This is a genomic window from Aeromicrobium sp. 10G20-16 (assembly GCF_055809665.1).
Genome location: NZ_CM147919.1, coordinates 2232174 through 2255826 on the forward strand (window position 1 = coordinate 2232174; position 23653 = coordinate 2255826).

Genomic DNA, 23653 nt, shown 5'->3' on the forward strand with positions numbered 1-23653 from the left:
GGCAGGCTACCCAATCACCGATCAATCGCCCGGATTGCTTCTACAAGGGTCCGCACTGCTGTGGCGACAGCCTGCTGGTCGGCTGCTTCAGCCATAACCCGGACGACAGGCTCAGTACCGCTCGCACGCAGTACGACCCGTCCCAACTCACCAAACGTCGCACTGACCTCGTCTGCGCGGGGGCGGAGCTCGGCCACAAGATCGGCCGGACGCCTTCTCACTCGCACGTTCTCCATTTCCTGTGGAAACTTCGTGATCGCGCGTTCGCGCAGTTCCGATAGCGATAGGCCGGACCTCGACATCGCGCCCAGAACTTCGAGCGCCGTCGACATGCCGTCACCGGCGGGCAGCAGACCTGGGATAATGACGTGCCCCGAGGACTCTCCACCGAGGCTGGCTCCGGATCGTTCGATGGCGATGGCGACAGCACGGTCACCGACGTCGCAACTTTCCACGACAATTCCGCGCTCGGCGAGTGAGCGGGATAAGCCGAGGTTGCTCCACATAGTAGCTACGACTGCACCAGACCCTGGCAGGTCCCGTTCCTGGCGATCGATCGCGAGCATTGCCATAATGTCGTCACCATCGCAGAGTGTTCCGGAGGAGTCGACGCACTGCACCCGGTCGGCGTCGCCGTCGAACGTAAAGCCGAGGTCGAGCCTAGCCTCGACCACGAACTTCTCGATGCTTTCCGGATGGGTGGATCCGACCTCGGCGTTGATGTTCCGGCCGTCAGGCTGGCCGCCAGTGACCACCACCTCGGCACCCGTACTCCGAAAGACGTCCGCGGCGACGAGGGCTGCGGCGCCGTTCGCAAGGTCCAGCCCGATCCGCAGCGTGCTGCCGTCGATCTCCGCCGCTCGCTGGGTCAGCCAGGCGACGTAGTTGGTCGCCGCACCCTCCACGATCGCGCCCGCTTCGGCACTCAGAAACGCTCCGCGGTCGGGACTTGAGAGCACAATCCGTTCGAGACCGGACTCGGTCGCCCGGTCAAGTTTGTTACCCGACGGGTCAAAGACCTTCAGGCCGTTGTCGAAGTACGGATTATGCGACGCGGTGATCATCGCGCCCGCCGCCTCGCGGCGGATGCACTCGAGCGCCACGCCAGGCGTGGGAACCACGCCCAGGTCGACCACAAAACGCCCGGCCGATGCCAGTCCCGACATGAAGGCGTAGGCGAGCATGGGCGATGAGACACGCGGGTCCCGGCCTACCACCCACCGCTCGTACGCTAGCTCGCGACCACAGACTAGCCCCAGAAGTAGAGCTTGATCCGCGGTTACCTCGACGTTGACGCGACCTCGGATGCCATCGGTACCGAACCGACCTGCCGCCACTATCCACCACCTTCGCAATCTGCCGAGCCATTCTCTGTCACCGTCAGGGTCACCACCAGCACAGCATGGTCCGTGTAGGACCAGCCCAGGTCAAGCTGCGGATCCGCGAACTCGACCCGACGCCCGAACAGCGTCATTCGTGGGTCAACGAGCACATTGTCCACCAACTGCTGTGCCATTTTGTGACTGAAGCGAGGCTCCAGGCAGTCGGGATTGCCACAGACCGCCCTGGTACGGAGTATCTCAGTTCCAGGGGCGTCGATCCTGAGGCCGAGGTCATTCGGCCCGTCCGAGGTAAACGCGACCTCCGGCCGTGAGTCAACGACCCAGCCACAGCGCCAGCAGTGCGAGCTGGTGAACACCGGCTCGAGACCGGTGCTCTCGCAGAACTCGGTCAGCTCCGGGCTGTCGGGCTCGGCGTTGAAATCACCCGCGACCACGACAGGGAGACCGCTCTCCCTCCGGACATCCGCGACGAACTCGCTCAGGACGCCGAGCTGGCGGGCCCGGAGCCAAGAGGCTTCCGGACTCGGGATCCGCGGGCCAAGCTCATCCAGGCGCTTCTCCGCGGTGAGGGTGCTCAAATGCAGGTTGACCAGGACAAAGGAGTCCTCGCCCCAGACCGGATGCTCCACCTGCACTAGGCAGGCCTGCGCGGCCCGGGGATCGGTGTCTCGTCCCCCCTTGTAGTACGACGGCCGGAACCGCAGCGGGCCCGCCAGATATAGCCAGTCGCCTGCGTCGCCTTCCGCCGGCTCCTCGTGATCGCCGCGTACCTCGTAGACCGGTAAGTCCACCACGAGGCTCAGCGAGTCGTCGTCTAGTCCGGCCAGTAGCCCCCATGGGCTGAGCCGGCAACCGTCACCGCGGCTGAGGGCACCGAGGCCCTCGCTGCGCGAGCCGGTGCGGATCTCCGAGGACCGTGCCCACTTGGCGCCGGTCGGATACCAGGCGGTAGACATGCGGGCTACGAAGCTGCTCGTGGTGTGCCCTCCCAGCTCCGCCTCGAGAACCGAGAGCCGGGTGGGCAGGCCATGTTCCTCGGTCGTAAGCTTCCTGGGCCACGAGCACAGCCGGCCCGTCGCCGGCGTACTGATCCACGACCGCGGCTAGGCTCGCGTACCCATCATGACCGCCGAGCTCGGTTGACCCGAATTCTTTTCCACCGGCGAAGTTGGTGACCACGATCGGGAGGCGCAACTCCATCACGTCAGGCCCGGCCTGACGCAATCAGCAGGTCACCGAGTTCAGTGCAGTCCGCGGGAAGAGCATCGCGAAGAGCGATCCCGACGATCTTCAGCGGATCGTCGCCCGGGACCAGCTTCCGCAGTTGCGCGCGGAGACGCTCAACGACTACGTCAGCCGGCTGAGCACGTGCGTCGGCCTCGAGACTTGGCACCACCTGGTGCTGCAGAGTCGACTTCACGTCGAGGGGAAGCACGTCCGGTAGCGCGGCGAAGCCTTGGCTAAGTTGCACGCCAGCGAGGGCGGCCAATTCTCGGTAGATGTCGTCGCTCGCCCTGTCAGCCCGCGCCTGCGCGTCCGGGGTCTCTGCCACATGCACGTAAAACTTAAGCTTAGGTTCGGTGCCGCTCGGGCGGACCTCCACCCGGACTTCCCCAGCGAGCTCGAAGACCAGCAGGTTTCGGGCCTCACGGTCGGTGCGACTCTTGATCTCTCCGTAGGTGATGTCCAGCCGGTCAGTCACCTTCTGGACGGCCAGCCCGGCGAGGGCGGACGGCGGGTTCTCCCGCAGTCGCTCCATAAGGGCCTGGATAGTCCTGACGCCCGCGCTGCCCAGGATGACCAGCGACCGCCCGCGGTCGCCGAACTCGCCGATGGCGCCGTAGATCTCGTCAAGGTAGTCGATGAGCGTACGCTCGTCGCTGCCGAGCCGCTCTACGAGCGCGGCGATGTGGCAGCCGCCCGACATGGAGTCCTTTTCGCGGAGCCGCGGCGTCATCTGGAACCCGTGCGATTCCTCGGTGGCGAACGCAAGCAGCTGGGAATCCGATGCCTTCGACTCCAGCGCGAGCTCGTGCTCGTGCAAAGCACCGTTGATGTACTTGAACCCGATCAACAGGTCCGTCGCCACGAGGTCGGACTTTGCCAGCTCGGCAATCTTTCCAATGGCCCGAGTGCTCACCGTGGTAGTGAACGCCGGCCCTTGCAGCCGCGGGCCCTGCTCGTCGAGGAAGAGATAGTAGGCGAGAAGGGTCGAGATCTGGTTGCCGGTCAGGTGAATCCAGCGGCCGTCGTGCCTAACCTCCACCCCGAGACGGTCGGCGTCCGGGTCGCTGGAGATCACGACCGCCGCGCCCAGTTCATCCGCTGCGGCACATGCCGGTTCTGTCGCCTCGGGCACCTCGGGGTTCGGCGCGAGCAGCGGGATCGAGGTGAACAGCGGATCCCGGCGCTGGTTGGCCGGAACCACTACGTCAAAGCCGAGCGCGATCAGGGTGTCGCCCAGCGTGCGCTCGCCGCAACCTCCCAGGGGCGTGAACACGATCTTCGTGGTGCCGACGGCACCCACGTGGTGCGCGGCGAAGAGGTCCGTATAGCAAGCTCGATACCGCTCCAACGCGTCCGCTGGGACGTCGATGATCGCGCCGGTTCCGACGGCCTCCCTGAAGTCGACCCGCTCAACCTGGCTGACGTGTGTAGCCGTGTCCGAAAGCTGCTCGTCGTACGGCGGCAGATACTGGCCGCCGAACTCGTCGTACACCTTAACGCCATTGTCGTCCGGATGATTGTGCGAGGCGGACAGGTTTATGCCGCCCATCGCATTCAGATCCCGGACCAGGAAGGACAGCTCCGGAGTAGTGAGGATCGCCGCGGGATCGTCGGGCGACATGATGTAGACCTGGAAGCCGTTCGCCGCGTAGACCTCCGCGGCCAGTTCGGCCAGACCGCGCGAAGAACAGCCGGGCATCGGGTCGGTGATGAAGGTCAGGTTTCCTGCGAGATCGTGGAACTCGCGGACGTCGTTCGCGACGACCACTGCCTTGCGCAGGCCACCGGTGCCCTGCAGGTCTTCCAGTCGCTCGCTAAGGAAGTCGCAGTGCGCCTGAATGGTCATGCCTACCACCGACCGGTTGATCCGGTTTGGACCGAATCCGACAGGACCGCGGACCCCGCCGGTTCCGAAGGGTAGGTTTCTCCAAAAGCTTTCGTGGACCAGCTCGACCGAGGCGTTCGCCAAAAACTGCTCAAGCTCGGGCAGGTCGACCAGTGGCGTCGCGCCCGATCTCCATAAGTCCACGTTCGCGGCCGCAATCACGCCCGACTCGCCAAACCGGTCGATCAACGCCGACGTCAAGGACTGCATGAGCAACTACCTCTCGTAGTCATACCGTTCCGTACGGAAACACGTCGACCTCATCTGAGATGAAGTAGTCGATCTTGATCTGCTTCGCTTCCTCAGAAGCTGGTCGGTACGCGAGAACAGCCGTGCGTACAACATAGCGCTGCTCCGTCGCGAGGACGTCCTGGACCATTTCGACGGCCGTCCTCAGGCTGTCGCCGGTCTTCAGGCTGGCGTCGACGATCAGCACGTTGAACGCCGAACCCCGGGCGCCGAGGTTGCCTAGAGCGACTCGGAGCAGTTCCCGATTCTGATCGTTGCTCATGCCGCTCTTGAAGGAGACAGGCAGGAAGGCTGTACGCCGGTGGAAATAAAGGACACCGCCCACCGCCGCGCCACCGGCGTTGACCCCAATGATGACGTCGGGCTCGAACTTCTTGCCGGACTCGTCGATGCGATCCAACCGGTCGCGAAGCTCTTTAATGGCTTGGAAGTACTGCGGCGGCGTCATCTCCTTTCGCCCGGATTGCGGGCTGCGGGCCGGCCGCTGCGAGTCGGTGGCCAGGGTCGCTTGGGCGTGCAGCGTGAGGTCAGTCTCGACCTGGCTCACCAACTCGAGCCACTCGAGCTCATCACTGGCGGCCTCGGTCGCGTCCGTGACGAGATGGAACGCCGTGTCCCGGTCGAGCGGTCGGTCAGATCGGGCTTTGACCCGCGCGGCCTGCGCCAAGAGCGCGAGCGACGCTGCTAGCGCGCTCACCAACCCGATAAGCTCAACGTTCCAAACCTGGGAGGCCTTCACGAAGCCCAACGGGATCCCCGACAACTCGAGGACGAGTACGACGACGATCGAGAGCGTGGTCCAGCGACTGAACCACTTGCCCTCGCGGACTAGATCGCTGTGCAGGGGCCGCACGCGCTGGTTCAGGTAGGCGGCCCGCCGCGTCGTCCAGTCCTGGCCGCGAAGGTCGCGCATCCCCGGGGTGAGCTGCTGGCGTGTCTCTGACCCAGTCCTCACTTCCAAGCCAACCTGCTCGAAAGACGCGACGCGGTTGAGGAACTCGCGCTCCGGCGAGTGATTGGTCGCCAGGGCAGCGTACGGTTCGACTTTGAGCGCGTACCGCCAAGCGTGGGACTCGATCACGTCGGCGACCGCATTGATCCGCTCCTCCAGCAACCCTGTTTGCTGGCCTTCCGGAAGAATGAGCCGAAGCGCCAACAGGCCGACGAAGACCAGGACCGCGATCAGGCCAAAGATGTCGACCTTTACGTGGTTAATCTCGACCACGTTGGTACCGAGAGCCAAGAATGCACCCGCTGACAGAAGGACAGTGCGAGCCACGGCCAACATAATGTCGTTGCGCCGACAGCGGTCCGCAGACTCACGTAGGACGTCCACCATCGGCGGCAGTTCCAGGTGAGCAGGGCTGTCGTGTGTATCCGGGTTCACTCTGGACAGCGCCCTCGAAGGAGGCTCGACACACGCTCGAGATTCAGACGTGCAATTTCAACTCCACGGGCGTCATTAATCGCCTGACAGAGTTTGAGGTCCTCTTCAAGGAGATTCACAGCCCGAACCAGGTTGCCTTCTCGCTCCCGCAAGATCGCAAGATTGTTCAACGCCTGACTACGAACTTGCTGCGTATGACCGGGCTGGGCGAGTGAAGCGAGTATTTCGTCGGCAATGTCCAATTGGTCCAGGTTGATACATGCGATCGCCTGGGCATTCCGCGCATAGTCCGCCTCAACCGAGGCCCCGCATGCGGCGAAGGCATTGCTCGCGGCGACTGCGTCATCCATGGATCGCTGGAACTCTCCCAGCTCGCCCAAGGCGTGCGCACGCGTCAACAACAACCTCCCCAAGAGTTCACCACATTCACGCGAACTGCTCAGCGCGAGATCCACAAGGTTGACCGCTTGCGATGGCTCGCCAGCGCTACGAGCCATTACCGAGGCCTCGTGGAAAGCCCAGGCAACTGTCGGTCCCTCGGAATTTCGCGCCGCCTCCTCATATAAGGCGCAGGCCGACCGGACGTCGCCGGTTGCTTCCAGTCGTTGAGCTTCTGATACTAAGGTTCGTGCCCTGGCGATATCTGCCATTGATGGTCCGCGCGCCTGTTCAGTCGATGTCGTACGCCACAAGGTCCCGTGGAGCGATGTCTGCGTCGTAAATGAACTGCTGCCCAAGGGGACCAGGGGCTGACATGTGGAAAGTCGTCTTGGACCCTCTCGCGGCGAGCGCCAGGGAGCCTCCGTCAATGCCCTCGACTCGGCCTTGCCCGGTCCCAAGTAGCAGGCGGATCGCCTTGCTGTATTCGTGAGAGTTAAACCGGAGTCGAATGCTGATCCACTCATCCGTGTCCCGATCAAACGGCCAACGGCAGTCAAGCACCGTCTCTGCATCCCCACGGTCAATCTCGATTCGCCCTTCGACCGGGTGACTGATTCTAGTCAGGTGCTGAGACATAGATAGACTCTACACCGACGCGAGGCGGTCCCCGCGTTGGCTGTCGCGAGGCGCCGCGGCGACGGTGCCGCGTCTGCGGCCGTTGGGATCACCTCAAACTCGACCAGCGTGGGAGGACCCACGGTGGCCGGAGTCCGGACAACTTGCACTTTTCGCTCCAGCGGAGGATTGCGAACTGGAACTCGCCCGCGGGAGTTCCAGCGTCGGGCCAGCGCCAATACCGAACTCGTAGGCGGTCTACTTGACCTGCTAGCCCTAACCCGGATCGTTCACGACGCCGCTGCATGATCGGCGCGTAAAAACACCGGAGTGCACGTTGAGCATGAGGACTTGGCATTTCGACGGTTCAAGTAGTCCCAGCAGGAAGACACTCGGTAGGTGAAGGGTACTCCGTGGTCGATGGGCCTGTCCGTCACGGCTGATGGCGTCGTTGTGCTGGACCACGCGGGCAGCACCGCGACCCGACCTCTGCCCGACAGGAGCCGATTGACGGGTGAGCCGTCCAGGGAGACGACCCGCCGGAACTTCGTCCCAGGACACGACCGAAGCCGGGTCCTGGCCGACGTCACGGTGATGCTCACCTCCGGTGGCGAGGTGATCGCCGACATCGGCGTGCTGCGTCACTATTGCCGGCGTCTTCGGTCGCTTGGCCCCGACGCTATGGCGCACGCGGAAGGCGATCGCGCCCGGCCGAAGCAAGAGGATCGCGACAGCGCGTGCTCGGGTCCGTCGGCGCGTGTGGGCGCAACTGCCTGACGCACTTCCGGCATCCAACGCCGCCGGGACCGATCTGGCTAATCTTGTGGAGCTCGACATCGACGCCACGACCGTGGTCGCGCACAGCGAGAAGGAGATGGCTGCCGCGACGTTCGAGCCGACCTCCGGCTACCACCCGATCGGGGTGTGGTGCGACCGGGGGCTCCTCGCCGCGAAGCTGCGTGCGGGGAACGCCGGGTCGAACACCACTGCCGACCACATCGAGGTCCTCACCAACGCGATCGCCCAGATCCCCGGCGCCCACCGCCGCAACCTGCTGATCCGCAGCGCCGGTGCGGGCGCCTCCCACGGCCTGCTGGAATGGCTCACCGAACAGGGCAAGGGCCTCGGCCGCAAACTCGAGTACTCGGTACGTTTCGCGATCACCGCGAAGCTTGGTGACGTCATGGACTTGGTCCCTGCGAAGATCTGGACGGCGGCGATCAATGCCGACGGCGGTGTCCGTGTGGGCGACGTCGCCGAGCTCACCGGCCTCATCGACAGGGCCGTGCTCGCGAAGTGGCCCGAAGGGATACAGGTCATCGTCCGCCGCGACCGACCCCATCTCGGCGCCCAACGGTCGCTGTCCGAGGAGCGCGCGGATCCGGCACGCCAAGGACACCGGCCCGGGCCGGTTCCCGTCCCGTGAGTTCGACATCAACCAGACCTGCCTCGCGATGACGATGATCGCGGCCGACCTGGTCGCCTGGACCCGACTCCTGGGCTGGGTGGGCGACGCTACGGCACTCGCCAATTGTGTACCGAAGGCGCTGCGCTACCGCGTCCTCCACGTGCCCGCCCGGCTCACCCACGGCGCGCGCCGACCTCGGTTGCGGATCCCGGAATCGCGGTCCTGGGCTGCCGCGGTCGTCTCGGTCTTCGCGAACATCGCCGCGATCCCACAACCCGCCTGACCCGCCCCGTCCGCCCACGACTTCGCTACCCGGAGAACCGAAGCTCGGCAGCGCCAGCCGGCCAGCCGTCCTACCCACGGTCAGTCCGTGCACCATGCAATCCGATCATGCAGCCCGACAAGACCGCGGCCGTCCGCAGGAAAGAGCAGGGCCAACAGACCAACGCGACGGCGCGTGGCGAGCTCCGGCGTGTAGCGACGAAGCCCTCTGAGAACTTTTCAGTCAGGCTCTCGACTCATCACTTGGTCTTGGGCCCGACCTGTAGGCCAGGTCAAGGTGTCAACCGAGCCGGGACAGCCCCGCGTGCTCCCAGCCCCGCCCACGGATTGGGCCATTCGACGGATACAGCGCGCGAACCGTCCCCGCCCAACGGGCTCCGTGAATGGCCCGACCACGGTCCATGACAAGTGCACACGCTCGGCTGGGCGACACTGCTAGAAGACGCCATCGTCGTCAGTGCTCGCGCCGGGCGTCTGTCGCTGCGCCGCCATCTGCTGGAACGAGCCCGACCGGCGCAACTGAACACGGAAGCTCCCTGCACATAGGTCCTCGCCCATTCTCACGGAGCCGGATCCACCACCGGAAAGCCCGTCTCGCAAGGCGAAGTCGAGCCGCTCGTCCCAACTCGCTATGTCGTCTGCAGTAGCATCCGGCCAGGGTTCGGCCTCGAACACTGCGAACGGGACCGGATGACTCGCTCGCGAGGTCGGGGTGAGGATCTGGACTGCCGAGCGCTCCCCTCGAGAAAGCGTCGCGCAACGTCGCCATAGACCTCGACACGAAGTTCTCCTACATGAGCCGTCCACAGATCAGCGCGTCGTTCCCACAGGTCTGGCAGTGGACCACCCCTGAGGCCGTCGTCCCCTACGGGTTTCTTGACCGAGTCCGCCGCGGAAGCTTCCCAACGCGGTAGACGCGACTCGCTCCAGTGCCCGCATGCGGCAGCCGACTTCAGCGGCCTCGTCGATAAGCCACTTGGTGATCTCTTGATCGCTGTAGATAGGTAGCGCCGCTGCCATGACCTTCGGGGCTGTTGGGGGCATGGTCCTGTCGACGGAACGGACGACCGTCTCGCTGGGAGGGTAAATCGCGGCGAGGATGTCCAACCACTTTGTCGTCATCACGCGTGCGATTCGAAGGCGGGCGTGCTCACGCATGGCTGCCTGGGCGCGCTCAAGCCAGTGCCGACGGACCTCGAGTCGACGGCGGCCGCGTTCGAGGAAGGCGCTGTAAGCGCGGAAGAACGCATACACGCTCCAAAGGAGGTAGACCACCGCCAGCCGCGCCAACCGCGATGAAACCGAGCGGGGCCGTGAGCCAGGCTGGGAGGACGTTGCGAGCGAAGTAGGTGACGGCGGCCCAGATCAGGGCGAGGACGGCGCAGACGGCGATGCCGATGAGTGTGGGCTTGCGGAACTTGTGCTCGGCTTGACTCCAGTCGAGCGCGTCCCCCTCAGATGGGCCGGTCGCCCACTCCGTCCAGCGCTCCGTGTCGAATCGTGCCCTGATGGCTGCGCCGATCACGCGGCTGCCGATCTGGTCCAGCAGGCTGCGGGCGCCAGCGACTTTCGTTGCTGACAGCGTGCTGAGCTGTTCGTCCAGACGGGTGCTGTCGCGCTCGTTGCCCTCGGAGGCGAGGCGCTGGGCAGTCAGGACGACACCGGTTGCGTCATCGAGAGCAACCAGAGGGGCGTGGCGGCGCCGGCGAGCTAGGTTGATGGCTGCGTTTGCGATTCCAGTGTTGCGTGCTTCGGCGAGGTCCCCGGGATGTCGCTCGTGACTGGACTCGCCGCCGAGGGTTGAACCATGGCAGCTGCGAGGACCGGTTTGCGGTCCTGGTGCTCAGGGGGCCCCATCCGTCGGGCTCGGCGCCGCCGTCGTTGATCGACGTCACCAAGCGGACGAGGGAGCGCCATATACGGGAGGGCGGCATCGGCGGATCGCGTCGTAGCTGACGATCGAGTGCTGTGAGGTCCTTGCGTGCACCTTCGGCTGCGTCGGCGTCCAAGCGTCGAAGTCGGGCATCTTGACGCCCCAGTCGATCGCCTTGGTCGGTTTCCCGACGTTGTAGCCGAGGTCTGGGCGTCGTCGGACATGGGTGGGGCGCTGGAGAATTCACCGGCTCGGTCGGTCGATCGTGCGGCCGAGCAGTTCTTGGTCGACGTCGGTCTGGGAAGTGGGCACCTGTCATTGCCGGGCACGAGTGAGCGCCTCCAGGTGCAGGTCAGAGGACGAGCCCGTCTGTGTCGCGGCACGGCGGCGTGGTTTGCCGGGCTGGCCGCCGTGTCACCGTCAGGTGAGGACTGGATCGACGAGATCGACCACTCGCGCGACTGGGTCGAGCTGTGGGACGAAGCAAGCGACCTGTTGCGTCGATCGCCACGTTGCGGTGAATCGTCCCTTGACGCTGGCGATCCGCCGCGGCAGGCGGGGGTGCGCGCATGAGCAAGATTTCCCCACGACCTCGGATCCGTCCGTGTCAGGATGAGCGAGCAACGTAGTGAACCGGCGCGAAGGATGAATGGGTGGGCTTCAGGGAAAAGGCCGCTGGCGTGGCGGTAGTGGCTGGTCTGGCGTCTGGATCGATCTGGTACTTCCAGCCGCACACCGCAGCCGAGGTCGACGATCAGCGCAAGACCGTGCAGACCGAAGAGCTGAGCGACACCGGCGAGATGGACAACGACCGTCGACGCGCCGAGCTGCGTGAGGGAATCGACAACGAGAACACCGAGCGGATGCGTCCGCGCGTCCCGACGCCCAAGCCGCCCAAGATTCGTATTCGTCCCTGATGTTGTCGTGGGGAGGTCCGCGCGCGGGCGACTGGGTCGTCGCCCGACGCACGATCAAGCACACCTTTACCGACCACCTCAACGACACGGGGATCAGCCCAGGCACCAAGGGCGTCGTTCTCGAGGATGGCTGGTTCAGCTTGCAGGTGGAGTTCGACGCTGGATTCGGCACCACCCGAGCTCGTGTCGATCGCGGTGACGTTCGGTTGCACCGGCGGGATGGAGGCGTGGACGAGTTCCGCGAGCGCGTCAGTCGATGGACGGTCATCCGGCTCGGGTGCGCTGTGGCCCTGCTGCTCCCGTTCGTCGTGTACGCCGTCCAGTACTGGTGGGCCTACAAGTCGTTCGACGGGATGGTGCCAGCGCTCGCCGTGGCGTCCCTCGACGGTGTGGGCCACTTCGTGATGGCCGCCCTCAACGAGCCCGTCAAGACCATCATTTTCTGCGCCCTCTGTTGGGTTATCGGCAAGGTCGCGTGGGGCCGGCTGTAGCCGTAGGGGAAAAGACCTTCGTCGAAGTCCCACCACCAGCAGGCGGGAGTTGGCAGCATGTCACTCATGGATCTTCTGCTCGTCGACGATAAGGACGGCGAGCTCGCCGTCTTCAGTGCGGCATGCCAAGCCGAGGGACACCGGGTCCTCCACACAGACGACCTGAGCCACCTCGAGGATCTCGAGGCGGGTCGTCGGCCCCACGGCTGGCCGGCCCCTCCGTACGACATCGCCGCCGCCGTGATCGATCTCGACCTCGGCCACAAGGGTCCGGGTCCGGCGGGGGGACTCGTCGCCGTCGTCCAGGTCTCTCGATGGGCCAAGACGTCCCGACACGATGTGCGCCTCGTGCTTCGGACCGCGGACGTGGATGACGACCGCAGTCTCTCGGCCGTCTTGGCGGCGGAGCTGGTCGGAGGTCCGCTTCCGCTGTGGGGCAAGTCGACCGAGGAGATCGACGACATACTTCGCTTCGCCTCCGGCGAGGTCGGTCCCGTCGACGGGGTGGTCGGGCGAGGCGGAAGCTGGGTGCATCCAGTGCGGTTCGTCGGCGTGTCGGGCCGCGAGAAGCCGTTGGGCGCCTACCTCCACCGTGGCCGGAGGCACCTCGTGTGGCAGTACCTGCACGACGGGATCGACATCGACACCGCTGTGATGTACGCCGGGTACAGCGACTACCACAAGTTCTTCGCGAACTTGAACGACCTCATCGCTGCGCTCAATCATCTGCGCGAGGAGGGGGACCGACTGCATCTGCTCGGCGGCACGGTCTTGCGACTCCCCGACATGCAGCTGGACATCGCCCGGAAGGTCATTCGTGACCTTGACATCGCCATGGATGCGATCAGGCTCGGCCAGATGGACATCCGCGACGAGGCCAAGCCCTTTCTGCTCGATGCCCTCGAGAAGAAGAAGCTCGAGTTCACCCGATGGATCGACGACGATGGCAAGCCGCCCAGCCGCAATCACAACATCGAGCAGGGGGAGTTCCTCGGGGTCTTCGGTCGTGTGCTCGGTCACCCGGACGCGGTGGAGCTGTTCACCTCCACCCGCGGCTGACGAGGGTGGGCCGAGCGGCGTGAACCTCGAAGCTCGGCCTATCGTCCTCCCGTGACAGCTCTGACGAGGAATCGCACAACCCCGTAGACCGCGATACCTGAGGCCACCACCAGAACCTGGTCCGCGGATCCGTCCAGCGAGCAGCCTGACGACGTCAGAGTCGATCCGTAGAGCGTCACGACCGCGATCCCGGCACCGAGCATCCCGAACACCAGGCGGGGCGCGATCGCGGTCACGAATCCGATGCTCAGTGCGAGCGCCGAAAGGAGCAGGCGATCCCACCGGTCGACGTCAACTCCGAACGGTGAGGTCAAGAAGACTGCCGTCTCGACCAGTGCGAAGATCTCGAGACCGACCGTGCTGTTCAAGCCGCCTCGCAGACTGCCCAGCAGGAGGCCCGCACCGAACAACGTCGTCATCGCGATGAAGGTGACTGCTCGTGCACCCACGTCGGAGCCACACGACGAGGTAGTGAACATGCCTGCAAAGGCTGCGAATGCCGCCACGACGCCGAGGATGCTGAGGGCGACGTTCCTGATGCTTGCTCCGTGTCCGCGGCGCGGGCTCAGGCCCATCATCAACCCGAACAGTGACCCGGCCGTGATTGCCCCGCGGGACCCGGGACCGTAGAAGCTGGCCAGTGCCAAGAGCCCGATGAGAGGGGGTAGCCACAAGAAGCCGGCCCCGTCGGCGCTGTAGGCGCGAAGCCCTCCAACTCGTCGCGCCGACCGGGGATAGCCACCCGCTCTGTAACGGCGGTCAACCTTGAAGGGTCGACTGCCGACGACCATGAACGACAAGATGCCAGCGACCGCGACGAGGACGACGACCGATCCGAGAAGATCTGTCAGTTGTACTTGATCCCGCACACAGGGCATTTCTTGTACGAGTTCGGCGTCGTGATCACGTTGCCGCATCCTCGGCAGACGTAGCCGCGAAGGTGTTTCGCCATGTGAATCATCATGATGACTCCTCGGTCGGTGGGGGATTGCGAAGTGGCTGTCGTAGGTCGGGCACCGTCAGAACCCGACAAGGTGTTGTTCCTTGTCGAGGCCCGTCCACTCGAGAATGTAGAAGCCCTGCATGTCGGGCGACGTCACGATCGTCGAGTTCTCGAAGATCCGCTCGGGGGGAGGCTTCGGACGTCGAGACTTCGGGACGACCGAAAGTCCGCGGAGGACCGCGCGAATGCTCAGCACACGTTCCCGGATGAGGTCAGATGCGGGGTACTGGGCGTCAGGCATGCCGACACACTAGTGGCCATCAGACCAGCTCATGGGTGAAATTTCCTCCAGCTCGCGAGCGAAATTGTCTCCCTCTGGCCAACGACTCGTCGATCAGACAGGATTTCTGCGTGAACGGGCCCACGCCGTCGAACCGGCTGCTAGTTTCTTGGTTGCCTTCGATGTCGAACACGACGAAACGCTGAGACGGAGAGATGTGACATGGCCCGCTCGAACTCATTGTCCCTGCCCGGTGCCAAGCGGGGCGGGATCAACCCGGTCGCTGTTCTCGCGACCGTCGTCGCGCTGGTGCTCGTCGGCCTGATCGCCTTCATCTTGTGGCCGGAGACCGACGAGAAGCCTGAAGCGGCGTGCTTCCTGGTCGTCGACCGGACCGGCTCGTCCATCGCACCCGACCGTCTGGACACCTACCGGACGGCGGCTCGGCGAGCGATCGACACGTGCGAGGCCAAGAAGGGCTCCGTCGCGGTCTACTACTTCGACAACGCGAAGGAGAAGTTGTTGTCGGCCTCCGGCGACTCGCCGCCCTTCGAGTTGGTCATGAAGAAGCCGGAGACGGCCGGACAGGGCGAAGCAGCTCGACGAGCGTCTGGGCCAGGCTCGGTCGGCGGTCGACACAGCGCTGTCGGCTCCTGCCGGCCGGGGCCGCGGCAGTGACATCGCTGCAGCCATCGACGCTGCCGCCGACTCGCTCAAGGGCTATTCCGAAGCCAACGACATCAAGGCCGGCAGCCGGTACCTGGTCGTCTTCACTGACGGGTACCAGACCTCTGAAGGAATCCAGATGACCACGAAGTCCAAGGAGTCGGACGCCGATCCGGCCGCTTGGCTGGACATCGAGAAGAGCTTCGACGTGATTCCCGACCTCAACGGTGTCGACCTCACCTTCGTTGGTGTGAAGGCGGGTGTCACGGCGGACAAGAGGCAGGTCCCGCAGTGGCTGGACGCGGCGGCTGAGACGTTCTGGCAGTCTTACGTGGCCGCTGGCGGAGGATCCTTGTGCGCCTACAACTATCAGGTCGAGGCGGTGCCGAGTTCATGCTGAGTCGTTGGTTCGGCCTCGCGCTGGAGGAGCTGGCCAATCGCATCGAGACCGATCTCAAGGACGGCCACATCGACCGACCGATGCTCCGCACCATGACCCGGGTGGGTCGGCGCGATGGTCGACGAGAAGCGCCGATCGAGAGTTTTCGAGCGGTGGTCGCCGGTGCGGTCGACAGCGCGGGCACGATGATTTCCAAGGATCTCGTCGCTGCGCACGACGAGATGCAGCGCACGATCGATGGCATCGACTCCGACATCGCTCTGACGAACGAACTCGTGGATGAGAAGACGTCGCAGCTGCAGCAGCTGGAAGCAAGAGACCTCGAGCAGCCTCCAGCGAAACCCGACGTCGAGGCGCCGACGGCAGCCAACAAGTACGACCTGAACGGATCAGTCGAGCTCCTCGAACATCGTCGAGTGGCGGCAGCTGCCGCCACGCGGATCGCTGCCCGGCAGGCAGAAGTCGATGCGCTGAAAGGCGCCATCGGTGAGGCGAAGGACAAGATCCGTTCGCTCAAGCAGCAACGCGCAGAAGTGGTGACCGCGCAGGGCGACCTGCGTGCGGACGCTGAAGAGAAGTGGGCAGGAGCGGTGGCGTCAGGGCGCTTGCTCTGGGGGCGGTACACCGACATGTACAACAAGAAGCTGGCGCGCCGTTCCGACTTCACGGCCGACCGGTTGGTGTCTCGCGATCTTGAGTTCCTCAGGCCTCCCGCGTTGGACGCCGCGGTGGCCTCGGCCAAGACCAGTGTTCGGGAGGGTGCGTCGTGAGCTTCATCAACAGGGTGCGGGGTTGGTTCGGACGTTCGGAGGAGGGTGGCCGGCCGCAGAAGATCGATCGCCCCGTGTCGGCCGGCATGGGCGAGGGCAATCCGGACGACCCGCCTGGCGACGGCCTCAACCCGATCTTCGTGGAGGAGCTGGCCAACCTTCGATGGGCCGCCCAGAACGAGGCTCATGTCGTGGCCGCCCAACCGTTGTCGCCCGAGATCTGGGACGACGGCCGGATGGCGTTCCCCTACGAGCGCTTCCAGGCGCACCAGCACGAGACGCTGCGGCAGCGGCTGGCTCAGTGGGCGAATGCTCGCTCGCGCGACTCCGCGGCGCGGCTCGAGGAGCAGGCCACTCTCATCGCTGCTCAGTGGGACCTGCTGCGCCAGGCTGATCTCGAGGCCGTCGCGGCGAAGCGTCGGTACGCCAAGGTGTATGACGACGTCCAGCAGGACGAGGCAGAGCTCATGCGCTTCTCGCGCCTCAAGTCACAACGCTACAAGTTCACGAAGTACGCATTCGCGTTGGTCTTCATCTTCGCCGAGGCCGTCATTTCGTACCTCGCCTTCGCGTCCTACGCAGACGCGACGCGGGAGGGCAAGGCGATCGCGATGTTCATGGGCCTCGGTCTCATCCTGATGATGGTGCTCGTCCCGCACTACACAGCCGTCGGCCTCAAGGAAGGGTTCTCGCGGCATCACAAGTTCGAGGAAGACGCGTATAAGGAAGCTGGGCTCCGTCCCAACTTCCACATCGTCCGCAAGGTCCACATGGAGCACGTGGAGGACATGGGCTCGCGGGCTGTGGGCGTCATTCTCGGCATCGTGCTGCTCCTGATCATCCTGCCTCTGTCGTCCATTCGGGCGGCCGAGATCGTGGACAAGCCAGTCGAGGCATCACGCGTCGAGGCCGCTCGGACCTCCGCGGCAGTGGACACCGCTCAGACCGCTGTCGCCACCAGCGCGGAGGGCAACAACGGCCAAGCCGCTCAGAGTGCGATCGCCGAGCTCGACGAGGCCAAGGCCGCAGCCGATGTCGCCGCGAAGCAGCTGGCCGCGGACGAGGATAAGCTGCCTTCGCAGCGCCGCTTGTGGTTCTGGTTCTTCCTGCTGTTCCAGCTGGGAATCTCTCTCTACTTCTTCCTCAGAGAGTGGTTCGACCACGGTCTCCCGGCACACAATCTTCACCATCTGGAAGATGCAAAGAACGAGGCGATGGCGCATCGCGACCACACGTACCAAGGCCTGATCCTGCTGGCCGGCGCCTTCTACAACGAGGCAGAGAGGCTCATCCAGCTGACCCGGTCCGCGGCGCACTGGGATTCTGAGATCGTCACGACGTACTACGCGACGGTCCACTACATGCGACACGTCATCGCCAACGAGCACCCGGACCTTCAACCGTTCATCGCCTACGCCACCATTCCGCACGTCGGGCCTGTCGATGATCACGACAAGTCGGCCATGCCACTGGCCTCGACGGGGCTGGAGTACCCGGCCCTTGACCAGGATGACCACTTCGGCCGGCGACGGTGGGTCGACGAGAGCGTCGGTCACCTGGGAGAACGCACCGTTCCGGAGATGGTCGACTCCGATGGAGACTCGACTCTCGATGGGACCTGGATGATGTTCAAGAACCCGCAGGCGATCCTGCACCACGTTCTCAGCCAGTTCGGCATCGAAGAGCCTTTCTATCGTCGGCCCGCAGAGCTCGACGAGGTGGAGGAGGTCACCCTGTCCGACCCGATCTTCTTCCCGATGCCCGATCCGGGGAGTGACCGTCCGCCGTCGGCCGAAGAGCGCGAAGCGTCCGAACGGGTCCTGGAAGATTCGATGGCCAATGACGGCGGTTCGGGTAGCTCGCGCCCGTCGGCCTGAGCGTCGATGTTCGACAATCCCACTGGAACGGCGCCGGCCCCTGGGGCGCCCGGGGTGGTCGGAACACGCGGCGACCAGGCGGAACAGCGGTCGTGGCTGGCACGGCGCTGGCCCTGGCTGCTCCTGCTGATTCCGCTGCTCCTCCTCTTGGGGTGGTGCCACCGCTCGGACGAGCCGGCGAGCGTGTCTGACGTCGAGATGTTCGGGCCGCGAGCCCCCGGTTGTGTCCGACTGGTGGTGTTGCGTGACAGATCAGGATCGATGGCGAAGTTCACCACCAGCCGCGAGCGGGCACTCGACGAAATCATCAGGTGGGCTCCCCAGAACATGCGAGACGACGACGAAATCACGGTCATCGACTTCGTCGTCGAGGCCGCCGTATCGCTCCCGTCGGAGCGCCTCAGCTCGTCTCAGCTGGGGACGGTGACCGTCCCACGACTCACCGGGGACTCCACCGACATTGCTGACGCGATGGAGAAGATCGGAGCTCTGCCTCGCTCGAGATGCAGAGGGTGGATCGTGGCTCTGTCGGACGGGCTGATCAACCCGCTCGATGAGGCCAGCGCTGACCAAGCGATGCGTAGGGCAAGCATCAGCGGGATGACTCTCATCAACCCAGCCGGCGGTGACGCGCCGGACAGATGGTCTGACGTGTTTCCGTACAGTTCGACCGTCGAAGCGTCAGGCGACGACGTCGGTCGAACCGCCGTGGCGATCGCCACGGCGCTCTCCAAGGCGACGGGGCAGGACCTGCGGAGCCGCTGAGTGACCAGTCGACGGTCGACTTGACCGGCCACATCATTCCTGCCGAGCTGTGTGGTCGCTCATGGTTGTATGCCTCGTTGAACGACTCCAGCACGACTGCCTCGGGTGGAGGGTGCCGTAGAACTCGCGCGGGGGGGGGTATCGCACTTCAGACTCGAGAAGAACGTCTCGGTGGCGGTGTCGTCGAAGCACGACCCGACTCGGCCCATCGACGGCCGAAGCCCCTGCTGGCAGCACAGTTGCGCGAGCGCGTTCGCCGTGAGCTCGACCCCGATGGTACAGAACAGGGGTAATTACAAACAAGATTGACTGTTTGTTCGAGTTGATGCATGCTGTCGGGGTGACCAGTCAGCCCGACGTGCGCGAGCGGGTGCCGCAGACCGAGCGCACGCGCGCCATGCGGCAGCGGCTGCTGGAGGCGACGGTCGAGTCGCTGGTCGAGCTGGGCTGGTCGGGCACGACCACGACGGTCGTCAGCCAGCGCGCCGGTGTCAGCAGGGGAGCGCAGCTGCACCACTTCCCGACCAAGCAGGACCTCGTGGTCGCGGCCGTCGCACACCTCACCGAGCGACGTCGCGACGAGATGCGCACCATCGACCTGCCGACCGAGAACCGCACCCGTGCCGTGCTGGAGGTGCTCAGCGGGCAGTTCACGTCGCCGGTCTTCTACGCCGCGCTCGAGCTGTGGGTGGCCGCGCGCACCGACGCCGACCTGCGCGCCGCCGTCGCCCCGTTGGAGCGTCGCGTGGGCCGCGAGACCCACGCCTACGCCGTCGAGCTGCTGGGCGTCGACGAGTCCGTCGGCGACAACCGCCGGCTCGTGCAGGCCACGCTCGACCTCCTGCGCGGGCTGGGCCTGGCCAACTCCCTGAGCGACGACGCCGCCCGCCGCGGCGCCGTGCTCGACGCGTGGGCCACCACGCTGGACGCCGCTCTCGAGAAGGATGGAGACGTGCGATGAGCACCCTCGACGACGTGCTGGCGGATCTCGCTGCCGAGAGCGACCAGCTCGACGCCTGGGTCGCCGACCTCGACCCGGCAGGGTGGTCGACCGTCACCACCCCGGAGGGCTGGACCGTCGCCCACCAGGTCGCGCACCTGCACTGGACCGACGACGCGTCGATCACCGCGATCGAGGGCGGGGAGGGCTTCGAGGCCCTGATGGCCACAGCGTCGGCCGACCCGCTCGGATTCGTCGACGCCGAGGCCGAGCGCGTGGCGCAGACACCTCCGGCCGAGCTGCTGGCCCAGTGGCGCGCCGGTCGCGCCGCCCTGGCCGACGCCCTGCGGGGCGTTCCCGACGGCGAGAAGATCGCCTGGTTCGGTCCGCCGATGAGCGCCACGTCCATGGCCACGGCTCGCTTCATGGAGACATGGGCGCACAGCCACGACGTCGCCGACGCCCTCGGCACCGACGTGCCGCGCACCGACCGGGTCCGGCACGTGTGCCACCTGGGAGTGCGCACTCGCGGCTTCTCGTACCTGATGCGCAGCAAGGAGGCGCCGGCCGTCGACGTGCGGGTGGAGCTGACCGCCCCGACCGGTGAGCCCTGGACGTGGGGAGCCGAGGACGCTGTGGACCGGGTCACCGGCGACGCATGGGACTTCGCCCTGCTGGCCACGCGCCGCCGCCATCGCGACGATGTCGACGTGCACGCCACCGGTGCCGCGGCCGACGAGTGGCTCGACATCGCCCAGACCTTCGCCGGGCTCCCCGGCAACGACCCGCTTCCTCTGGCAGATCGCGCATGAGCGGCGCAGGCACCATCCGGGTCGGCAACTGCTCGGGCTACTACGGCGACCGACTGTCGGCCATGCGCGAGATGCTCGAGGGGGGCGAGCTGGACTACCTGACCGGCGACTACCTCGCCGAGCTGACCATGTTGATCCTCGGCCGCGACCGCATGAAGGACGAGAGCCTCGGCTACGCCAAGACCTTCGTGCGCCAGATGACCGACTGCATGGCGCTCGCGCAGGAGCGCGGAGTCAAGATCGTGACCAACGCCGGCGGCCTCAACCCCGCCGGGCTGGCCGAGAAGCTGCGCGAGATCGCCGCCGAGCAGGGCCTGGCCGTCGCGATCGCGCACGTCGAGGGCGACGACGTGCGCGGAGCGTCCGACGACTTCGGTGACGCGCTCACCGCCAACGCCTACCTCGGTGCGTTCGGCATCGCGGCCGCTCTGGAGGCCGGTGCCGACATCGTGGTCACCGGTCGGGTCACCGACGCGTCCGTCGTCGTGGGTCCGGCCGTCGCGCACTTCGGCTGGGGACGCGACGACCTCGACGCGCTGGCCGGTGCCGTCGTCGCCGGGCACGTCATCGAGTGCGGCACCCAGGCCACGGGCGGCAACTTCGCCGGCTTCACCACCCTGGACACCTCACGCCCGCTCGGCTTCCCGATCGCCGAGATCTCGGCCGACGGGACCACCGTCATCACCAAGAACCCCGCGGCCGGCGGCGCGGTCACCGTCGACACCGTCACCGCCCAGCTGCTGTACGAGGTGCAGGGCCCGGTGTACCTGAATCCCGACGTGGCCACGCACCTCGACAGCATCGAGCTGACGCAGGTCGGTGACGACCGGGTGCGCATCAGCGGCGTGCGCGGCTCGGCCCCGCCGGCCACCACCAAGGTGTGCCTCAACGCGCTCGGTGGCTTCCGCAACAGCGTCGAGCTGCTGCTCACCGGGCTCGACATCCCCGCGAAGGCGGCCTGGATCACCGCCCAGATGGAGGGCGCGCTCGCGGCGCTGCCGCCGGACGAGATCACGTGGCACCTCGACCGCACCGACGTCGCCGACCCGCCCACCCAGGCGCAGGCGACCTCCTACCTGCGCTGCGACGTGCGCAGCGCGAAACCAGAACCGGTGGGCCGCGCCTTCAGTGACGCCGCCGTGCAGGTGGCCCTCGCCAGCTATCCGGGATTCACCGTGTCGCGCCCGCCGTCGGCCGGAACCCCGTTCGGCGTCTACCGCGCCGCCTACCTGCCGCAGACCGACGTGCCCCACGTCGTGGTCCACGCCGACGGCCGCCGCGAACCCATCCCACCCACGCCAGTGGTCAAGGACCCGCTGAGCCTGACGTTTCGACCGCAACACGCTGGCGAGTCGCGTCAGAACGTCAGTCTCAGCGGGAACCGAGCGCCGCTCGGCGAGGTGGCGTACGCGCGGTCGGGGGACAAGGGGGGCGACGCGAACGTCGGCGTGTGGATCCCGGCCGACCACCCGCAGCGCGATGCCGCGGTCGCGTGGCTGCTGGACCTGCTCGACGTCGACACCGTGAAGACCCTGCTGCCCGAGGCCGCTGACCTCGCGGTCGACGTCCACCCGCTGCCCAACCTGGGCGGCGTCAACATCGTGATCCACGGCCTGCTCGGCGAGGGAGTCGCGTCGTCGACCCGTCTCGACCCGCAGGCCAAGGCCGTCGGCGAGTGGCTCCGGGCCCGCGTCGTCTCGATTCCTGCAGAGCTGCATCGGCAAGGAGCTGATCTCATGACCATCTGGGACACCCCCGAGCGCACCGCCCTGCGCGGCGCGGTCGAGCACTACACCCGCGACCGGATCGTGCCGCACCTGGCGCAGTGGGAGGACGACGGCCAGCTGCCGCGCGATCTGCACCTCGACACCGCCAAGGCCGGCTTCCTCGCCGTCGGCTACCCCGAGGAGGTCGGTGGTGCCGGGGGCGACGTCATCGACGCGTGCGTCGTCACCGAGGCCATGCTCGCCGCCGGCGGCTCGACCGGCCTGCAGGCCAGCCTGTTCACCCACAGCATCGCGGTGCCGCACATCATCGACTCCGGCGACCAGGACCTGATCGATCGCTACGTCCGGCCCACCCTGGCCGGCGAGATGATCGGCTCCCTGGGCATCACCGAGCCCGGCGGCGGATCCGACGTCGCCAACCTGCGCACCCGCGCGGTGCGCGACGGCGACCACTACGTGGTCAACGGGTCCAAGACGTTCATCACGTCGGGCGTCCGCGCCGACTTCGTCACCACCGCCGTGCGGACCGGGGGCGAGTCCCACGGCGGGATCTCGTTGCTGGTCATCGACAAGGACACACCCGGCTTCACCGTCAGCAAGAGCCTGCGCAAGATGGGCTGGCACTGCTCCGACACCGCCGAGCTGGCCTTCGACGACGTGCGCGTCCCGGTCGCGAACCTGGTGGGGGAGGAGAACGGCGGCTTCTACCTGGTCATGCAGCAGTTCGTGGGCGAGCGTCTCGGACTCGCGGTGCAGTCCTACGCCACCGCCCAGCGCGCCCTCGACCTCGCGGTCGCGTACGCCCGCGAGCGCGACACGTTCGGTCGACCGCTGATCACCCGACAGGTGATCCGGCACAAGCTGGTCGAGATGCACAGCCGCACTGCCGCCGCGCGTGAGCTGACCCGGCGCGCCCTCGAGCGGGCCCTCGACACCCCCAAGACCGACCCGTCGCTGATCCTCGACGCCGTCGTCGCCAAGAACCAGTCGGTCGCCTGCGTCGAGTTCGTCGTGCACGAGGCCGTGCAGATCTTCGGCGGCATGGGGTACATGCGCGAGTCCGAGATCGACCGCCACTACCGCGACGCCCGCATCCTCGGCATCGGCGGTGGCGCCACCGAGGTCATGAAGGACCTCGCCGCGAAGCTGTTGGGCTACTGAGATGGAGACGACGATGCATGGACTCACAGGTCGCCAGCGGCGAGGAACGAGCCGCGTGAGCGCACCACGCCTCGGTCGCTCGTCCCTCGCTCCCTCACGGTCGCTCCGCTCCCTGGCGAGCGAATGGGTCGGTCGCCAGCGGCGAGGAACGAGCCGCGTGAGCGCAGCGAGGCGCTCCCTGGCGAAGGGCTCGGC

The 23653-nt window shown here is 66.1% G+C and carries 22 protein-coding genes; 14 read left to right on the forward strand and 8 right to left on the reverse strand.

Annotation, left to right across the window (positions count from 1 at the left end):
* Window positions 1-14: 14 nt before the first annotated feature.
* The 5 genes from AC0L5F_RS11270 to AC0L5F_RS11290 all read right to left on the reverse strand — a co-directional run bounded on the left by AC0L5F_RS11270 (window position 15) and on the right by AC0L5F_RS11290 (window position 6588).
* Window positions 15-1337, reverse strand: a complete 1323-nt coding sequence (locus AC0L5F_RS11270; RefSeq protein ID WP_473313455.1) for a phosphohexomutase domain-containing protein — start codon at window positions 1335-1337, stop codon at window positions 15-17.
* Window positions 1337-2299, reverse strand: a complete 963-nt coding sequence (locus AC0L5F_RS11275; RefSeq protein WP_473313456.1) for an endonuclease/exonuclease/phosphatase family protein — start codon at window positions 2297-2299, stop codon at window positions 1337-1339. Before AC0L5F_RS11275 ends, AC0L5F_RS11270 begins: the two co-directional genes overlap by 1 nt.
* A 248-nt stretch (window positions 2300-2547) precedes the next feature.
* A complete protein-coding gene (locus AC0L5F_RS11280) occupies window positions 2548-4665 on the reverse strand; it encodes a phosphohexomutase domain-containing protein (protein WP_473313457.1) in 2118 nt (705 codons plus the stop codon).
* Between the two features lie 19 nt (window positions 4666-4684).
* Entirely contained in the window at window positions 4685-5983 is a 1299-nt protein-coding gene (locus tag AC0L5F_RS11285) for an SLATT domain-containing protein (protein ID WP_473313458.1), read from the reverse strand.
* A gap of 104 nt (window positions 5984-6087) precedes the next feature.
* Window positions 6088-6588 (reverse strand): hypothetical protein, encoded by a 501-nt coding sequence (locus AC0L5F_RS11290; RefSeq protein ID WP_473313459.1) that lies wholly within the window; start codon window positions 6586-6588, stop codon window positions 6088-6090.
* 919 nt (window positions 6589-7507) lie between these two features.
* Between AC0L5F_RS11290 and AC0L5F_RS11295 the strand changes: the two genes are divergently transcribed.
* The 6 genes from AC0L5F_RS11295 to AC0L5F_RS11320 all read left to right on the forward strand — a co-directional run bounded on the left by AC0L5F_RS11295 (window position 7508) and on the right by AC0L5F_RS11320 (window position 13117).
* Window positions 7508-7864, forward strand: a complete 357-nt coding sequence (locus tag AC0L5F_RS11295; protein WP_473313460.1) for a hypothetical protein — start codon at window positions 7508-7510, stop codon at window positions 7862-7864.
* Window positions 7865-7910: 46 nt separating this feature from the next.
* Window positions 7911-8513: a transposase gene (locus AC0L5F_RS11300; protein WP_473313461.1), complete on the forward strand. Its 603-nt coding sequence runs from the start codon at window positions 7911-7913 to the stop codon at window positions 8511-8513.
* 7 nt (window positions 8514-8520) lie between these two features.
* Window positions 8521-8778, forward strand: coding sequence for a hypothetical protein (locus tag AC0L5F_RS11305; RefSeq protein ID WP_473316189.1), 258 nt, complete (start codon window positions 8521-8523; stop codon window positions 8776-8778).
* 2552 nt (window positions 8779-11330) lie between these two features.
* Entirely contained in the window at window positions 11331-11567 is a 237-nt protein-coding gene (locus AC0L5F_RS11310; RefSeq protein WP_473313463.1) for a hypothetical protein, read from the forward strand.
* A gap of 227 nt (window positions 11568-11794) precedes the next feature.
* Complete coding sequence (locus AC0L5F_RS11315) at window positions 11795-12058, forward strand: hypothetical protein (protein ID WP_473313464.1); 264 nt, start codon at window positions 11795-11797, stop codon at window positions 12056-12058.
* A gap of 66 nt (window positions 12059-12124) precedes the next feature.
* Complete coding sequence (locus AC0L5F_RS11320; RefSeq protein WP_473313465.1) at window positions 12125-13117, forward strand: hypothetical protein; 993 nt, start codon at window positions 12125-12127, stop codon at window positions 13115-13117.
* Window positions 13118-13155: 38 nt separating this feature from the next.
* Here the strand turns inward: AC0L5F_RS11320 and AC0L5F_RS11325 are convergent, their stop codons facing one another.
* From AC0L5F_RS11325 to AC0L5F_RS11335, 3 genes are all read right to left on the reverse strand, one after another.
* Window positions 13156-13986, reverse strand: coding sequence for a hypothetical protein (locus AC0L5F_RS11325; protein WP_473313466.1), 831 nt, complete (start codon window positions 13984-13986; stop codon window positions 13156-13158).
* Between the two features lie 150 nt (window positions 13987-14136).
* A complete protein-coding gene (locus tag AC0L5F_RS11330; protein ID WP_473313467.1) occupies window positions 14137-14361 on the reverse strand; it encodes a hypothetical protein in 225 nt (74 codons plus the stop codon).
* Between the two features lie 19 nt (window positions 14362-14380).
* The gene (locus tag AC0L5F_RS11335; protein ID WP_473313468.1) at window positions 14381-14533 is read right to left on the reverse strand and encodes a hypothetical protein; all 153 of its coding nucleotides are present in this window, start codon (window positions 14531-14533) and stop codon (window positions 14381-14383) included.
* Between the two features lie 29 nt (window positions 14534-14562).
* On the opposite strand from AC0L5F_RS11335, the gene AC0L5F_RS11340 reads away from it, so the two are divergent.
* The 8 genes from AC0L5F_RS11340 (at window position 14563) to AC0L5F_RS11375 (ending at window position 23458) form a co-directional block, all read left to right on the forward strand.
* A complete protein-coding gene (locus tag AC0L5F_RS11340) occupies window positions 14563-15018 on the forward strand; it encodes a hypothetical protein (RefSeq protein ID WP_473313469.1) in 456 nt (151 codons plus the stop codon).
* A gap of 127 nt (window positions 15019-15145) precedes the next feature.
* On the forward strand, window positions 15146-15406 hold the full coding sequence (locus tag AC0L5F_RS11345) for a hypothetical protein (RefSeq protein ID WP_473313470.1): 261 nt from the start codon (window positions 15146-15148) through the stop codon (window positions 15404-15406).
* Entirely contained in the window at window positions 15400-16176 is a 777-nt protein-coding gene (locus AC0L5F_RS11350) for a hypothetical protein (RefSeq protein WP_473313471.1), read from the forward strand. The genes AC0L5F_RS11345 and AC0L5F_RS11350 overlap by 7 nt, the downstream gene beginning before the upstream one ends.
* On the forward strand, window positions 16173-18053 hold the full coding sequence (locus AC0L5F_RS11355; RefSeq protein WP_473313473.1) for a hypothetical protein: 1881 nt from the start codon (window positions 16173-16175) through the stop codon (window positions 18051-18053). Before AC0L5F_RS11350 ends, AC0L5F_RS11355 begins: the two co-directional genes overlap by 4 nt.
* A gap of 183 nt (window positions 18054-18236) precedes the next feature.
* Window positions 18237-18818, forward strand: coding sequence for a vWA domain-containing protein (locus tag AC0L5F_RS11360; protein WP_473313475.1), 582 nt, complete (start codon window positions 18237-18239; stop codon window positions 18816-18818).
* Window positions 18819-19158: 340 nt separating this feature from the next.
* Window positions 19159-19779, forward strand: a complete 621-nt coding sequence (locus AC0L5F_RS11365; protein WP_473313476.1) for a TetR/AcrR family transcriptional regulator — start codon at window positions 19159-19161, stop codon at window positions 19777-19779.
* Window positions 19776-20570, forward strand: coding sequence for a TIGR03084 family metal-binding protein (locus AC0L5F_RS11370; protein ID WP_473313477.1), 795 nt, complete (start codon window positions 19776-19778; stop codon window positions 20568-20570). Before AC0L5F_RS11365 ends, AC0L5F_RS11370 begins: the two co-directional genes overlap by 4 nt.
* Window positions 20567-23458 carry an acyclic terpene utilization AtuA family protein gene (locus AC0L5F_RS11375; RefSeq protein ID WP_473313478.1) on the forward strand — a complete coding sequence of 964 codons (2892 nt, stop codon included), beginning with the start codon at window positions 20567-20569 and terminating at the stop codon, window positions 23456-23458. The genes AC0L5F_RS11370 and AC0L5F_RS11375 overlap by 4 nt, the downstream gene beginning before the upstream one ends.
* Window positions 23459-23653 lie beyond the last annotated feature (195 nt).